This is a genomic window from Aeromicrobium sp., assembly GCF_036676885.1.
Classification (GTDB): Bacteria; Actinomycetota; Actinomycetes; order Propionibacteriales; family Nocardioidaceae; genus Aeromicrobium.
The window spans coordinates 22,787-38,037 of record NZ_JAKFCB010000343.1 but is presented as its reverse complement, the minus strand read 5'-3'; the positions used below and the strand labels follow the sequence as shown (position 1 = coordinate 38,037).

Here is a 15,251-nt window from a genome sequence, read left to right as displayed (position 1 = left end):
GGCATCCTCGAGATCGCCCACGAGACACGGGCCGCCGCGAAGGCTCGTGGTCTCGAACGAAGTCCGCGGGCGCTGCTCGTCCCGATGGCGATCCGCACGGTCGCCCATGCGTACGACACCGGCGCCGCGCTGCACGCCCGTGGCATCGGCGACGACTAGCCCGAGACCTCACCGTGCTCGACGCAGCGCGCCGTCCAGCCACGCGGTACGACCTGGACGACCATGCGCCGGCGGCACTCGGCACAGAAGCGCGGCGGCTCCATCCGCAGGAGCTCCTCGCACCGCATGTGGTCGCGCGCGTCGACCGCCTCTCCGCAGTGGCCGCAGTAGGTCATGTCAGAGCGTCTTCTGGAGTTCCTTGATCGGCATGCCGAGCTCGACCAGCAGGTCGATGTCCTCGTTGGCATCGCGGCCCAACGTCGTCAGGTAGTTGCCGACGATGACGGCGTTGACGCCGCCGAGGAGCCCCTCGCGGGTGCCGAGGTCACCGAGGGTCAGCTCGCGGCCACCCGCATACCGCAGGATCGTGTGCGGCATCGCGAGCCGGAACGCGGCGATCGTGCGCAGGGCGTCCTGCGAGCTCATGAGCTCCTGGTCGCCGAACGGCGTGCCGGGACGAGGGTTGAGGAAGTTGAGCGGCACCTCGTGCGGCCGCAGCTCGGCGAGCTGGACCGCGAGCTCGGCGCGCTGCTCGAGGGTCTCCCCCATGCCGACGAGCCCACCGCAGCACAGCTCCATGCCGGCCTCGCGGACCATGACGCACGTGTCCCAGCGCTCCTCGTACGAGTGCGTCGAGACGACCTGGGGGAAGTACGACTTCGCGGCCTCGAGGTTGTGGTTGTAGCGGTGGACGCCCATCTCGGCGAACTCGTCGACCTGGGCCTGGGTCAGCATGCCGAGCGAGCAGGCGATGTTGATGTCGACCTCGGCCTGGATCGCCTTGATGCCCTCACGGACCTGGTCCATGAGGCGCTGGTCGGGCCCGCGCACGGCGGCCACGATGCAGAACTCGGACGCACCGGTCTTGGCGGTCTCCTTGGCGGCCTCGACGAGCTCCGGAATGTTGAGCCAGACGGCGCGGACCGGCGACTGGAACTGGCCGGACTGGCTGCAGAAGTGACAGTCCTCGGGACATCCGCCGGTCTTGAGGGACACGATCCCCTCGACCTCGACCTCGGGCCCGCACCACTTCATGCGCACCGCGTGCGCCAGCTCCAGCAGCTCCGGGATCTGCTCGTCGGGGAGTCGCAGCACCTCGACGAGGTGCTCCTCGGAAAGTCCGAGGCCTTGCTCGAGGACGTGGGCACGGGCCACCTGCAGTACGTCAGTCATGGAGAGGAATGTATCCTGAACACCGTTCAGGTCCAACCTCGGTCACCCGAGATCCTGATCACCAGCCATGGATGAGCTCATCGATTTCGACCGCGCCCACGTCTGGCACCCGTATGCCCCGATGCACTCCCCCGCGACGCCTCTGCTCGTCACCTCGGCCCAGGGCAATCGCCTGACCCTTGCCGACGGACGCGAGCCGATCGACGCGATGTCGTCGTGGTGGGCCGCGATCCACGGCTACCGGCACCCACGCCTCGACGCGGCACTGCACCGCCAGGCCGACACGATGTCCCACGTCATGTTCGGCGGCCTGACCCACGAGCCCGCGATCGAGCTCGCCCGCCGGCTGCTCGACCTGGCACCGGCGGGCCTCGACAAGGTCTTCTTCGCGGACTCCGGATCGGTCGCCGTCGAAGTCTCCCTCAAGATGGCGCTGCAGCTGCAGCGCGGCACGGGCCACCCCGGGCGTACGAAGTTCCTGACCCTGCGCGGCGGCTATCACGGCGACACGTTCGGGGCCATGAGCGTGTGCGACCCGGTCGGCGGCATGCACCAGATGTTCACCGACGTGCTGGCCGACCAGGTCTTCCTGCCCCGCCCGCCGGCCGGCCTCGACGCGGACACCGACGCGTGGATCGCCGAGGCCGAGGGAGTCGTCGCCGGGGTGGACGACACGATCGCCGCCGTCATCGTCGAGCCGGTCCTGCAAGGTGCGGGCGGGATGCGGGTCTACCCGCCGGCCGTCCTGCGCTGGCTGCGCGACCTCTGCGACGAACGCGGCTGGCTGCTGATCCTCGACGAGATCGCGACCGGGTTCGCCCGTACCGGTGAGATGTTCGGCGCCGACCACGCCGGCATCAGCCCCGACATCATGTGCGTCGGCAAGGCGCTCACCGGCGGCTACCTGACGCTGGCCGCTGTGCTGTGCACGCCGGACGTCGCGGCCGGCATCGACGCCTCGGAGTCGGGCGCCCTGATGCACGGGCCGACGTACATGGCCAACCCGCTCGCGTGTGCGGTCGCCGCGGCGTCCCTCGACGTGCTGACGGAGTCGGAGTGGCGGCGCGACATCGCGCACATCAACTCGGCCCTTGAGTCCGGACTGGCACCGGCTCGCGAGCTCGAGGGCGTCGCGGACGTCCGTACGCTCGGCGCGGTCGGTGTGATCCAGCTCGACCGCCCCGTCGACGTCGCGGCGGCCTCCGCGGCAGCTCTCGACCGCGGCGTCTGGATCCGCCCGTTCCGCGACCTGATCTACACCATGCCGCCCTACATCAGCACCGACGAGGACCTGGCCGTGATCACCAGCGCCCTCGTCGCTGCGGCCGGGAGCTCACGATGACCCTGCACGCGTGGCTCGACGAGCAGGCCCGACAGCGAGAGCGCGACGGGCTGGTCCGCTCGTTGACGACGCGCTCCGCGGATCACGACCTGATCGACCTGGCCGGCAACGACTACCTCGGCCTGTGCCGCGACGAGCGGGTCACCGGCGCGGCTGCTGAAGCCGCCCTGCGGTGGGGCGCAGGCGCGAGTGCATCGCGCCTGGTCACCGGCACCCTGCCGGTGCACACCGAGCTCGAGTCGGCGCTCGCCGACCGACTCGACCATGAAGCTGCGCTGGTGCATTCCACCGGCTATCACGCGAATCTCTCGGCGGTGACCGCTCTCTCGGACCGCGACACGCTCCTCGTCTCTGACGCCCACGTCCATGCCTCGCTCGTCGACGCCTGCCGGCTGTCACGTGGGGTGCTCGCGGTCGTCGCGCACAACGACCTCGGCGCGGTCGAGGCCCGGCTCGCAGAGCGTACGCAGGCCCGGGCCCTCGTGCTCGTGGAGTCGATCTACTCCGTGCTCGGCGACGCGGCACCCCTGACCGAGCTCGTCGAGCTGTGCGAGCGGTACGACGCGACGCTGGTCGTCGACGAGGCTCACGGCATCGGCGTTGCCGGTGACGGCGGCGGGCTCGTACGCGATCTGGGCCTCGCCGGCCGCCCCTCCGTGATCGTCACGATGACGCTGTCCAAGGCGCTCGGCAGCCAGGGCGGTGCCGTGCTCGGCAGCCAGGCCGTCGTCGACCACCTGGTCAACCGCTCACGACCGTTCATCTACGACACGGGGCTCGCGCCGGCCGCCGCGGCGGCCGCGCTCGAGGCGCTGCGGATCATGGACGCCGAGCCCGAACGGGTGGCACGGCTCCATCACGTCGCCGGCTCGCTCGCCGACGCCGCAGGCGTTGCGCGCGTGGCCGGAGCCGTCCTGTCGGTGAAGATGCCCGGCCCCGCCGAGGCACTCGCGGCGCAGGCCGAGTGTGCACGCGACGGCGTACGGGTCGGCTGCTTCCGGCCGCCGTCGACCCCCGACGGGATCAGCAGGCTGCGGCTCACGGCGTCGGCGGGCATCGGCGATGACGAGCTCGCCCTCTCCTGCAAGCTCATCGGGACGGTCGTGCCATGACCCACTACGTCGCCGTCACCGGCACCGACACCGGGGTCGGCAAGACCGTCACGACCGCGGCGCTCGCCGTCGCGTTGGATCGCGCCGGGTTCCGCGTCGCCGTGGTCAAGCCGGTGCAGACCGGAGTCGTTCCCGGGGAGCCCGGCGACATCGACGACGTCATACGGCTGACCGGCCTGCCGGTCGTCGAGGAGATCACGAGGCTGCTCAACCCGCTGGCACCGGAGAGCGCCGCCCGGCTCGAAGGTGTCTGGTTGCCGACGATGCACGACGTGGCAACGCGGATCCGCCGCATCGAGGCCGACATCGTCCTGATCGAGGGCGCCGGAGGCCTGCTCGTCCGGCTCGACGTCGAGGGCGGCACCCTGATCGACCTCGCCCGTGAGCTCAGGGCCGAGGTCGTCGTGGTCGCCCGCGAGGGCCTCGGGACGCTCAACCACACCGGCCTGACCGTCGACCGGCTGCGCGCCGAAGGGCTCACCCCCAGCCTCGTCCTCGGCTCGTGCGCTCCCGATCCGGGCCTGGCCGAGCGCAGCAACCGCGCCGACCTGCCGCGACTGACCGGCCTGTCGATCCACGGTCTCATCCCCGCCAACGCCGGCTCGCTCGACCGTACGGAGTTCTGCCGCCAGGCCCCGAGCTGGTTCACGGCCCTGCCGACCGGCGTCGTCGGCTCGCGGTAGCGTCCGGGGATGGACAACATCACCACGGCCGCGCTCGCCATCGCCGCGCTCGTCGCGGCCGCGGTGTTCGTCCGGTGGCGGCTGTTGACCCGGCGCCGCGTCCTCGGCTCGCCGGCGGACCGGGCGACGTACGAGACGCTGCACACCGCGTCGCAGGCCGCCCCCGCGTTGCGCCGCGGCCTCGATGCCGAGAGCGCCGCCCTCGCGCTGCCCCACGTACGTACGCTGCTGGGCCAGCCCACCGTGGCGATCACCGACCTGCACGACCGGCTCGCCGGCGATGCGCGTGACGAGGTCTCCGACGTCTCCGGGCTCACCGCCGACGCCCTGGCCAGCGGGACGACCCAGGCATCCGATCGCGCGATCGTGGCGCCACTGTCGGTCGAGGGCCGCGTGGTCGGCAGCATCGCCGTCGTGACCGAGGAGGCGTCCGCGGGCCTGGCACGCGCCACCACGGAGGTCGCCCGATGGATGTCGAGCCAGCTCGAGCTCGCCGAGCTGTCGGAGTCCCGCACCGCCCTGATGGAGGCCGAGCTGCGGGCCTTGCGGGCGCAGATCTCCCCGCACTTCATCTACAACTCCCTCGGCGCGATCGCCTCTTTCGTGCGTACGGACCCGGAGCGGGCCCGCGAGCTGCTGCTGGAGTTCGCCGACTTCACCCGCTACTCGTTCCGCGAGCACGGCGAGTTCACGACGCTCGCCGAGGAGCTCCGCTCGATCGAGCGCTACCTGGTCCTGGAGAAGGCCCGATTCGGTGACCGGCTGCGGGTCGTCACCCGGGTCGCGCCGGAGGTCCTCAGCGTGACGCTGCCGTTCCTCGCGATCCAGCCGCTGGTCGAGAACGCCGTACGCCACGGGCTCGAGGCCAAGGACGGCGACGGGACCGTCACGGTCGTGGCGCTCGACGAGGGCGTCGAGTGCGTCATCACGATCGAGGACGACGGCGTCGGGGTCGAGCCCGACACCGTCCGCGACGTGCTCTCCGGCCGGACCACCAGCGCCTCCGTGGGACTCGCGAACGTCGACGAACGGCTGCGCACGGTCTACGGCGACGAGTACGGCATCGTCGTCGAGACGGCGCCGGGGCACGGCACGAAGGTCACGGTCCGGCTGCCGAAGTTCCACCCGGGGACTGATGCGCCATGACGGTTCCCGGTGTTGTGGTGCCGCCGACATCTCGGCATGATCACGGCATGAGTGAGCGCCAGCGAACGAACCGTGCGGCGTTGCGTGCCCTCGTGGTGGACGACGAGCAGCCCGTGCTCGACGAGCTCGTGTGGATGCTCGGCCGTGACGACCGCATCGCGTCCGTACGAGCAGCGCGCTCGGGCGCCGAGGCCCTCCGCGTGCTCGACGAGGGTGCCATCGAGCTGGTGTTCCTCGACGTCGCGATGCCGGGCCTGAGCGGCCTGGAGATCGGCCGGTTGCTCGGCCGGTTCCGTACGCCGCCCCGCATCGTGTTCGTCACCGCGCACGACGCGCACGCCGTCGACGCGTTCGAGATGAACGCGGTCGACTACCTGCTCAAGCCGATCCGCGAGGAACGGCTCAGGGAGAGCGTGCGCCGGGCCTGCGCGGATGCCGACTCCGCGCCGGTGGCGGGTGACGACCAGATCGCGGTCGAGCTCGGTGGCGTCACCCGGTTCGTGTCGCGCGCCTCCGTGTCGTACGTCGAGGCTCAGGGCGACTACGTACGCCTGCATGTCGTCGACGGCACCAGCCACCTGATCCGCACCCCGCTCACGACGCTCGCCGACGACTGGCAGGAGGCCGGCTTCGCCCGGGTGCACCGCAGCCACGTCGTCAATCTCGCGCACCTGCGCGAGCTGCGCGTCCAGGCCGGTCGCTCCAGCGTGCTGGTGCCGGTCGGCGACGAGCTCGTCGAGATCCAGGTCGCCCGCCGTCACGCCCGCGCGCTGCGTGAGCTCATCGACGAGCGTGCGCTGTGACCGAGGAATACACCGGCCGGGTCCGCATCACCAGCCCGCTGACCACCGCACCGGCGCACGTACGGCGCAGTGTGCGGCAGGAGATCAACGAGTCGACCGGCATCGGCGAGGTCTACATGCGCTCGCTGATCCGCGCACAGCTGCGGGCGGCGCTGACGGTCGCAGCCACCCTCGCACTGTCGATCGGCGCCCTGCCGCTGCTGTTCCTCGCGTTCGACAGCTTCACCGAGATGCACGTGTTCGGCGTTCCCGTCCCGTGGCTGATCCTCGGTGTTCTGGTCTATCCCGGGTTGTTCGCGCTGGGCTGGGTCTACATCCGGCAGGTCGAGCGCGCCGAGCGTGACTTCACCGAGCTCGTCGAGCCGCACGGCCCGGACCAGTCATGAACTCGACGTACGGCATCGTCGCGGTGGCCCTCGTCGCCGTGGCGACGCTGGGGATCGGCGCGTTCGGCCTGCGGATGAGCCGGACGACGAGCGACTTCTACGTCGCCTCGCGCTCGGTCAGCCCGGTGTGGAACAGCTCGGCGATCGGCGGCGAGTACCTCTCCGCGGCGTCGTTCCTCGGCGTCGCGGGCCTCGTGCTGACCCACGGCGCCGACATGCTCTGGTATCCCATCGGCTGGACCACGGGCTACCTCCTGCTGCTGGTGTTCGTCGCGGCGCCCCTGCGGCGCTCCGGGGCGTACACGATCCCCGACTTCGCCCAGGTCCGGTTGCAGTCGATGGGCGTGCGTACGGTCGCCAGCGCGCTGGTCGTGGCGGTGGGCTGGCTCTACCTGATGCCGCAGTTCCAGGGCGCCGGGCTGACGTTGCGCACCGTCACGGGTGCTCCCAACTGGGTCGGCACCGTCGTGGTCGCGGTGATCGTGGTGGTCAACGTCGTCTCCGGAGGCATGCGCAGCATCACGTTCGTCCAAGCGTTCCAGTACTGGCTCAAGCTGACCGCGCTGCTGATCCCGGTGTTCTTCCTGCTGCACGCGTGGCGGGGCGACGGGCGGCCGTCCCCCGTCGCACCCGAGGAGTGGTTCCAGCCATTCAGCCAGGCAGACGGTCCCGGCCTCTACCTGACGTACTCCGTCATGATCGCGACGTTCCTCGGCACGATGGGCCTGCCGCACGTCGTCGTGCGGTTCTACACCAACCCCGACGGCCACGCCGCACGCCGCACGACCCTGATCGTGCTGGCCCTGCTCGGCACGTTCTACCTGCTCCCGACCATCTACGGCGTGCTGGGCCGGATCTACGCCCGTGACCTGCTGGACTCCGGCCGCGCCGACACCGTGGTGCTGGAGCTGCCGTCACGCGTCATCGGCGGCAGCACCGGCGAGCTGCTGGCGGCGCTACTCACGGCGGGCGCGTTCGCGGCGTTCCTCTCCACGTCCTCGGGCCTCACGATGTCGGTCGCCGGCGTCGTCGGCCAGGGGCTCGCCCGCGGCCGGATCTCGACGATCACGGCGCTGCGCGTCGCCGCGGCCGGCTGCGTCGTGGTGCCGCTGCTGCTCGCCCTGTCGGCGGAGCGGATCGCCGTCGCGAGCTCCGTGACGTTCGCGTTCGCCCTCGCCGCGTCGACGTTCTGCCCGCTCCTGGTGCTCGGCATCTGGTGGCGCGGGCTCACGGCTCGCGGCGCCATCTCGGGGCTGATCGGCGGCGGGCTCAGCGCCGGCGTCGCGGCGATCATCACGATCGGCGCTCGGCCGGACGGCTGGTTCGGCGTCCTGATGAGCCAGCCGGCCGCCTGGTCGGTGCCGATCGGCTTCGCGCTCATGGTCGGCGTGTCGCTCGCCACCAGGTCGGACGTGCCCGCGAACGTCTCGCGCACCATGGTTCGGCTGCACACCCCCGAGCGCCTGGACGTCGACCGCCGGTTCTGAGCCCACCGCTCGACCTGTCAGACCGACCGTTCGTCGTACGCGGCCGACCGCACAGCGCAGGCCGGTCGACCCCCAACGCATACGGCCTGTCGTGATCTGGCTCACAGCCTCCCAGGTACCTAGGTTCGGGACCGACGTCACACGCCTGTGCCGTCCCTGCCTTCACGAAAGAGGTGATCCACGGTGGCCGAGAAGATATCGACAGAGGCCCACGCGGCCTATCAACGCATCCACGCGACCGACGAGTTCGCAGAGCTCAAGCGTTCATACCTGCGCTTCGTCGTACCGCTGACCGTTGCGTTCATGGCGTGGTACCTGCTGTACGTCCTGATGTCGAACTACGCCGGCGGCTTCATGGGCCACGTCCTGTTCGGCAACATCAACGTCGCCCTCGTCTTCGGCCTCCTGCAGTTCGTGACGACGTTCGGCATCTCGATCTGGTACGCCCGATTCGCCGCCCGACGCATGGATCCCATCGCGGACAGCCTGCGTCACGAGTACGAGACGGAGATCGAACGATGAGCACAACCGCCACGGTCCTCCGCGCAGCCACCGACGGCAGCAACCAGGCCCTCACCGGCTCGCTGTTCATCATGATCGTGTTGATCACGGTCGCCATCACGGTCTGGGCCAGCCGCAACAACAAGACCGCAGCCGACTACTACGCCGGCGGACGCAGCTTCTCCGGTGCGCAGAACGGATTCGCGGTGGCCGGCGACTACATGTCCGCCGCGTCGTTCCTCGGCATCTCCGGCGCCATCGCGTTGTCGGGCTATGACGGCTTCCTCTACTCGATCGGCTTCCTGGTCGCCTGGCTCGTCGCGCTGCTGCTGGTCGCGGAGCTGCTCCGCAACTCGGGGCGCTTCACGATGGCCGACCAGCTGGCGTTCCGCATGCGGCAGCGCCCGGTGCGTACGGCAGCCGCGACGTCAACCGTCGTCGTGTCGATCTTCTACCTGCTCGCCCAGATGGTCGGTGCCGGCGCGCTCGTTGCGCTGCTGCTCGGCGCCGACAGCCAGACGGCCAAGAACCTCACGATCGCCGGTGTCGGCGCGCTGATGATCTTCTACGTCACGGTCGGCGGCATGAAGGGCACGACCTGGGTGCAGATCGTCAAGGCGGTCCTGCTGATGGGCGGCACGATCCTCATCACTGCGCTCGTGCTGGCGAAGTTCAACTTCAACATCAGCGACATGCTGGGCACGGCCGCCGAGGAGAGCGGCGCCGGCAAGGCATTCCTCGAGCCGGGCCTCAAGTACGGCGTCTCGACCGAGGCCAAGATCGACTTCATCTCGCTCGGCCTGGCCCTGGTGCTCGGCACCGCGGGACTGCCGCACATCCTGATCCGCTTCTACACCGTCCCGACGGCCCGGCAGGCTCGCAAGTCGGTGCTCTGGGCGATCGGTCTCATCGGGTCGTTCTACCTGATGACGCTCGTGCTGGGCTTCGGTGCAGCCGCGCTGGTCAAGGGCGACAAGAAGCAGGAGATCGCCGACTCCGGTGGCAACCTGGCCTCACCGCTCCTCGCTGAGGCTGTCGGCGGCGGCGCGGGCTCGACCGGTGGTGCGGTGCTGCTGGCACTGATCTCGGCCGTCGCGTTCGCCACGATCCTTGCGGTGGTGGCGGGTCTGACCCTGACCTCGGCGTCGTCGGTCGCGCACGACCTCTACGCCAACGTCTGGAAGGGCGGCAAGGTCACCGAGAAGCAGGAGGTCAAGGTCGCCCGTCTCGCGGCACTCGTGATCGGTGCCGTGGCCATCGGGTTGTCGATCCCGGCCCAGAAGCTCAACATCGCCTTCCTGGTGGCGTTGGCCTTCGCGGTCGCCGCCTCGGCGAACCTGCCGGCGCTGCTCTTCAACCTGTTCTGGCGGCGGTTCAACACCCGCGGAGCGGTCTGGAGCATCTACGGCGGCCTGATCTCGTGCGTCGGGCTGGTGATCTTCTCGCCGGTCGTCTCCGGCTCGGAGACCGCCATGATCACCGGCAGCGACTTCAGCTGGTTCCCGCTGGCCAACCCAGGCATCATCTCGATCCCGCTCGGCTTCTTCTTCGGCTGGTTGGGCACGGTCACCGCCCGGGACGCCGACGCCGAAGCGCGTTACGTGGAGCTGGACGTCCGGTCCATGACCGGAGCAGGCTCCGAGAAGTAGGAGCGTTCGCTCGCTGCGCTCGCTCGGCCCATGGTCGGGCGAGCGCGGCGGCAACCTCCGCGCAACCCGCTGCACGACATCTTGTGTGCTGCGCCACAATCAAATGAAGTACCCCGGACGAGGAGCAACCCGTGACCGAGCAGAACATCAGCAACCTGTCCCACGAAGATCGCGTGTTCGAGCCGCCGGCGGACCTGGCGGCCAACGCCAACGTCAAGGCCGAGGTCTATGAGCAGGCCGCCGCCGACCGGATGAAGTTCTGGGGCGAGCAGGCCGAGCGCCTGGACTGGGGCAAGCCGTTCACCGAGGTGCTCGACTGGTCCAACCCGCCGTTCGCCAAGTGGTTCGTCGGCGGCACCCTCAACGCGTCCTACAACTGCGTCGACCGGCACGTCGAGGCCGGCAACGGCGACAAGGTCGCCCTCCACTTCGTCGGTGAGCCTGCCGACGACACCCGCGACATCACGTACGCCGAGCTCAAGGACCTGGTGTCCCAGGCCGCCAACGCGCTGATCGACCTCGGTGTCAAGACCGGCGACCGGGTCGCGATCTACCTGCCGATGATCCCCGAGGCCGTCGTCGCGATGCTGGCCTGCGCGCGCCTCGGCGCCCCGCACACGGTGGTGTTCGGCGGGTTCTCCGCCGACGCGCTGTCGTCGCGCATCCTCGACTGCCAGGCCAAGGTCGTCATCACCGCCGACGGCGGCTACCGCCGTGGTGCACCGTCGGCGCTCAAGCCCGCCGTCGACGAGGCCCTCCAGAAGTGCCCCGACGTCACCGGCGTGCTGGTCGTACGCCGCACGGGCCAGGACGTCGAGTGGACCGAGGGCCGCGACGTCTGGTGGCACGACGTCGTCGACTCCGCGTCCAAGGACCACACCCCGGAGATGTTCGACGCCGAGCACCCGCTCTACGTCATGTACACGTCCGGCACGACCGGCAGCCCCAAGGGCATCCTCCACACGACCGGCGGCTACCTCGTGCAGTCGACCTACACGTTCTGGGGCGTGTTCGACTACAAGCCCGAGGACGTCTACTGGTGCACCGCCGACGTCGGCTGGGTCACCGGGCACTCCTACATCGTCTACGGGCCGCTGGCCAACGGCGCGACCCAGGTGCTCTACGAAGGCACGCCCGACACCCCGCACAAGGGCCGCTGGTGGGAGATCATCGAGAAGTACAAGGTGTCGCTGTTCTACACCGCACCCACCGCGATCCGTACGTTCATGAAGTGGGGCGAGCAGATCCCCGCCGAGCACGACCTGTCGTCGCTGCGGATCCTCGGCTCGGTCGGTGAGTCGATCAACCCCGAGGCGTACGTCTGGTACCGCGACAACATCGGCGGCGGCCGCACCCCCATCGTCGACACCTGGTGGCAGACCGAGACCGGCGCGCACATGATCAGCCCGCTTCCCGGTGTCACCAAGGGCAAGCCGGGCTCGGCGATGACCGCGATCCCCGGCATCGCCGCCGAGGTCGTCGACGACGCCGGCAAGCCGGTCGAGCACGGCGAGGGCGGTTACCTCGTGATCACCGAGCCGTGGCCCTCGATGCTGCGCACGATCTGGGGCGACGACGACCGCTACAAGGAGACCTACTGGTCGCGCTGGCCGGGCTTCTACTTCGCCGGCGACGGCGCCCGCAAGGACGAGGACGGCGCGATCTGGCTGCTCGGCCGCGTCGACGACGTCATGAACGTCTCGGGCCACCGCCTGTCGACCACGGAGATCGAGTCCGCCCTCGTGTCGCACCCCAAGGTCGCCGAGTCCGCCGTCGTCGGCGCGACCGACGAGACCACGGGCCAGGCCGTCGTGGCGTTCGTCATCCTGCGCGAGTCCGCCGGCGACGGCGGCGAGGAGATCGTCGCCGAGCTGCGCAACCACGTTGCCAAGGAGATCGGTGCGATCGCCAAGCCCCGACAGATCATGATCGTCCCCGAGCTGCCCAAGACGCGGTCCGGCAAGATCATGCGCCGACTGTTGCGCGACGTCGCCGAGAACCGCGCTGTCGGCGACGCCACGACCCTCGCCGACGCCGGCATCATGGACAAGATCACCGCCGGCATGAAGACCGCCAAGGACGAGGACTGACGTTCACGAGGTGCGATCTTCGCCACAATGACAGGCGTGGGTCGCCCTCTGTTCAGTTTGCTCTCATGTTTCTGGGGAACCGTCATGGTCATGCATTCCACGACGATGTCCCGGAACGACGAGCAGCTGGTCGACCAGCCGACCCGGCCGGCCCGGCGCATGAGCGCCGATCTGACCATCGGGCTGACCCTCCTCGGGGTCGTCATCGTCGGCAAGCTGTTGTGGGCCCTGTCGGACGGCAGCATGCTCGCCGCGCTGGGCGCACGCTGACCTGCGCAATCCCGTGAGTCACTTGTAGGCTCGCGGGTATGAACAGAGCTGACGATCCGACCATCGGTCGGCTGGTGGCCGACGCCAGCCGCGACATCTCGGCCTTGGTGCAGTCGGAGATCAAGCTCGCCAAGAGCGAGCTCAAGTTCAGCGTCAAGGCCGGTGGCATCGGCGCAGGACTGCTCGCGGTCGCGGCCTTCTTCGGCCTGCTGATCATCATCCTGCTGTCGATCTCTGGCGCGTACTTCCTGACCATGACGGGTCTCGACCCCGCGTGGGCGTTCCTCATCGTCGCCGGCGTCTACGTCGTGCTGACGATCCTGGCGATCGTCCTGGGCATCGTCCTGCTCAAGAAGATCCGCGCTCCCGAGCGCACCATCGCGACGGCCAAGGAGATCCCGGCCGCGCTCCGGGGGCACAGCAGCTGACGCTGCCCGGGCCCCCAGGATCAGCGGGCGGCGCGACGCGTCACGGTTCGGCCGACGAACCCGGCAACGACCGCGATCCCGCCGCCGACCGCCAGGATCACCAGCCAGGCGTCGAGCGACTCCGCCGCACGGTCGACGAGAAGCTTCTGCACCGTCCTGGCGAACTCCGACGGCGCTTCGGTGTGGTCGAGGATCTCCTGCGACACGGGACCGCTGGAGAGCCAGAGCACACCCGCGACGGCGAGCGTGCCGGCGCCGAACCACATCACGGCCGCGGACGTACGCCTCGCGAACCCGATGCACGTGGCCGCGGCGACCACCGCGACGATCCCGGCGATCCTGCCGAGGCGCGTCGACTGCTCGACCTGGTCGACCACCTCGCGGTCGCCGGCGCTGGTGACGACCGGGACGACGAGGTTGTCCGGGACCGTGATGGCGACCGGCAGGTCACCGGTGACCTGCTTCGCGACGAACGTCCCCATGGGGCCGATGTCGATGCCGAGGACCTTGGGCATCGGGTCGGCGAACGCCTCGCGGTGGGAGCTGCGCTGCGTCTCCTCCCACGCCTCGACGAACCCCGCCTCGTTGCTGCTGCTGGCGGCTGCCTGGCTCAGCACCGACGCCACAGGCCCCTTGATCGCCGCCGGGATGACGCCGCGGGCAGCCAGCTCGTCGCTCAGGTATGCCGAGAACGCCCGCTGCAGCTCGGCGTCCTTGGCCAGCGTGCTGCTGAACCGCACATAGCCGTCCTCGTTGGCGATGTGGGTCGACAGCCACAGCAGTGGGACCGCCGCCAAGAGGGCGAGCAGCGCCACGACGCCGCTGACGAATGAGAGCACGGTACGCATCAGGCGCATCCTCCGGTTGAGACCGTGGACGTCGCGGCGATGCCCGCACGCGCGTCGTCGGCCACTTGTGAAGCGGTCAGGGCGTAGCCGGTCGACTTGTCCGTGATCGAGGCCGCGAAGATCACGCCGAGGACGTCGCCGTCCTCAGAGACGAGCGGGCCGCCGGAGTTGCCGGAGCGTACGAGCCCGCGCACCGAGTACGTCTCGCGGATGACCTCGCCGCTGTCGTAGATGTCAGGGCTGCGCAGCCGCATCTCACTGCGGATGCGGGCGGCGCGGGCGTCGAAGGGGCCGTTCTCCGGGAAGCCCAGGATCGCCGCGGCCTGGCCCGGCCGGCCGGTCCGGTCGAAGTCGAGCGTCGGCAGGTCCACTCCGTCGGTCGCCAGCACCGCGACGTCGAGCTTGCGATCGAACAGCACGACCCGCGCGGGCCTGCGCTGGCCGTCGATCACGATCGACGGGTTCTCGACACCCGCGACGACGTGCGCATTGGTCATGACGCGGCCCTCGGAGTAGGCGAAGCCCGACCCCTCGATGCCGCGCTGACAGCTGGCCTGGCCGAGGATCTTCACGACGCTGGCGGACGCCTGGCGCACACCCGGACTCGCCAGGGTCGCGGTGTCGGGCGGCCCGATCGGCTTGATGTTCTCGCTCTCGAACGGGTCGATGTAGCGCGGGAACAGGTTGGCGTCGAGCACCTCGTTGAACGACCGCAGGACCGACGTCGCGCGCGTCGGCATGACCGTGTCGACCCGGTCGAGGATCGCCGAGTCCCGCGAGGCGGTCGACAGGTAGGGGATGTTGGTGCCGCTGACCGAGTAGCCCAACGCCCAGCCGGCGCACAGCACCGCGACCATGCTGAGCACGCTGCCGCCGACCGCGTCGACCCACCGCAGCGGCTTCCACTTGAGCCCGTTGCGCAGGCCCGTGCCGACGTACGTGCCGACGCCCTGCCCGACCGCCGCTGCGCCGACGACGAGCCCGAGCGCCAGCAGGGACGAGCTCAGGGTCGCGGTGTTGCCGGACAGGAACTTCGGCACGATCGCGAGCGCCAGCAGGCCGCCGACCAGCAGGCCGATCGTCGCGATCAGGTTGACGACGAAGCCCTGGACATAGCCGGAGACGGCATACGCCACCAGGACCAGGACGAGGATGACATCGAGGGAGTTCATGA

16 protein-coding genes are annotated in these 15,251 nt (G+C 69.8%); 12 read left to right on the top strand and 4 right to left on the bottom strand.

The features are described from left to right. Positions 1–155 precede the first annotated feature (155 nt). Both bsaP and bioB read right to left on the bottom strand, forming a co-directional pair. On the bottom strand, positions 156–335 hold the full coding sequence (bsaP, locus tag V6M46_RS16205; protein WP_332666966.1) for a biotin synthase auxiliary protein BsaP: 180 nt from the start codon (positions 333–335) through the stop codon (positions 156–158). 1 nt (position 336) lies between these two features. Next, on the bottom strand, positions 337–1,332 hold the full coding sequence (gene bioB / locus V6M46_RS16200) for a biotin synthase BioB (RefSeq protein WP_332666965.1): 996 nt from the start codon (positions 1,330–1,332) through the stop codon (positions 337–339). 67 nt (positions 1,333–1,399) lie between these two features. Here bioB and V6M46_RS16195 point away from each other — a divergent pair, with 67 nt between their 5' ends. The 12 genes from V6M46_RS16195 to V6M46_RS16140 all read left to right on the top strand — a co-directional run bounded on the left by V6M46_RS16195 (position 1,400) and on the right by V6M46_RS16140 (position 13,229). Further along, a complete protein-coding gene (locus tag V6M46_RS16195) occupies positions 1,400–2,674 on the top strand; it encodes an adenosylmethionine--8-amino-7-oxononanoate transaminase (protein WP_332666964.1) in 1,275 nt (424 codons plus the stop codon). Further along, a complete protein-coding gene (locus V6M46_RS16190; protein WP_332666962.1) occupies positions 2,671–3,786 on the top strand; it encodes an 8-amino-7-oxononanoate synthase in 1,116 nt (371 codons plus the stop codon). The genes V6M46_RS16195 and V6M46_RS16190 overlap by 4 nt, the downstream gene beginning before the upstream one ends. Beyond that, positions 3,783–4,469, top strand: coding sequence for a dethiobiotin synthase (gene bioD, locus V6M46_RS16185; protein ID WP_332666961.1), 687 nt, complete (start codon positions 3,783–3,785; stop codon positions 4,467–4,469). The genes V6M46_RS16190 and bioD overlap by 4 nt, the downstream gene beginning before the upstream one ends. Positions 4,470–4,478: 9 nt before the next feature. Beyond that, complete coding sequence (locus V6M46_RS16180) at positions 4,479–5,615, top strand: sensor histidine kinase (RefSeq protein WP_332666959.1); 1,137 nt, start codon at positions 4,479–4,481, stop codon at positions 5,613–5,615. 47 nt (positions 5,616–5,662) lie between these two features. Further along, positions 5,663–6,418, top strand: a complete 756-nt coding sequence (locus V6M46_RS16175) for a LytR/AlgR family response regulator transcription factor (protein ID WP_332666956.1) — start codon at positions 5,663–5,665, stop codon at positions 6,416–6,418. After that, on the top strand, positions 6,415–6,804 hold the full coding sequence (locus tag V6M46_RS16170) for a hypothetical protein (RefSeq protein ID WP_332666954.1): 390 nt from the start codon (positions 6,415–6,417) through the stop codon (positions 6,802–6,804). Before V6M46_RS16175 ends, V6M46_RS16170 begins: the two co-directional genes overlap by 4 nt. Beyond that, positions 6,801–8,291, top strand: coding sequence for a sodium/solute symporter (locus tag V6M46_RS16165; protein ID WP_332666952.1), 1,491 nt, complete (start codon positions 6,801–6,803; stop codon positions 8,289–8,291). Before V6M46_RS16170 ends, V6M46_RS16165 begins: the two co-directional genes overlap by 4 nt. Before the next feature lie 183 nt (positions 8,292–8,474). Further along, positions 8,475–8,813: a DUF485 domain-containing protein gene (locus V6M46_RS16160; protein WP_332666950.1), complete on the top strand. Its 339-nt coding sequence runs from the start codon at positions 8,475–8,477 to the stop codon at positions 8,811–8,813. Beyond that, positions 8,810–10,441: a solute symporter family protein gene (locus tag V6M46_RS16155; RefSeq protein ID WP_332666949.1), complete on the top strand. Its 1,632-nt coding sequence runs from the start codon at positions 8,810–8,812 to the stop codon at positions 10,439–10,441. The genes V6M46_RS16160 and V6M46_RS16155 overlap by 4 nt, the downstream gene beginning before the upstream one ends. Before the next feature lie 131 nt (positions 10,442–10,572). Beyond that, a complete protein-coding gene (acs, locus tag V6M46_RS16150) occupies positions 10,573–12,531 on the top strand; it encodes an acetate--CoA ligase (protein WP_332666947.1) in 1,959 nt (652 codons plus the stop codon). 90 nt (positions 12,532–12,621) lie between these two features. Further along, positions 12,622–12,801, top strand: a complete 180-nt coding sequence (locus V6M46_RS16145; RefSeq protein WP_332666944.1) for a hypothetical protein — start codon at positions 12,622–12,624, stop codon at positions 12,799–12,801. Positions 12,802–12,839: 38 nt separating this feature from the next. After that, positions 12,840–13,229 carry a phage holin family protein gene (locus tag V6M46_RS16140; RefSeq protein ID WP_332666942.1) on the top strand — a complete coding sequence of 130 codons (390 nt, stop codon included), beginning with the start codon at positions 12,840–12,842 and terminating at the stop codon, positions 13,227–13,229. A gap of 20 nt (positions 13,230–13,249) precedes the next feature. Here V6M46_RS16140 and V6M46_RS16135 read toward each other — a convergent pair whose 3' ends face one another. Beyond that, positions 13,250–14,077: a hypothetical protein gene (locus V6M46_RS16135; protein ID WP_332666940.1), complete on the bottom strand. Its 828-nt coding sequence runs from the start codon at positions 14,075–14,077 to the stop codon at positions 13,250–13,252. Beyond that, positions 14,077–15,249, bottom strand: coding sequence for a MarP family serine protease (locus V6M46_RS16130; RefSeq protein WP_332666938.1), 1,173 nt, complete (start codon positions 15,247–15,249; stop codon positions 14,077–14,079). Before V6M46_RS16130 ends, V6M46_RS16135 begins: the two co-directional genes overlap by 1 nt. Between the last annotated feature and the right edge of the window lie 2 nt (positions 15,250–15,251).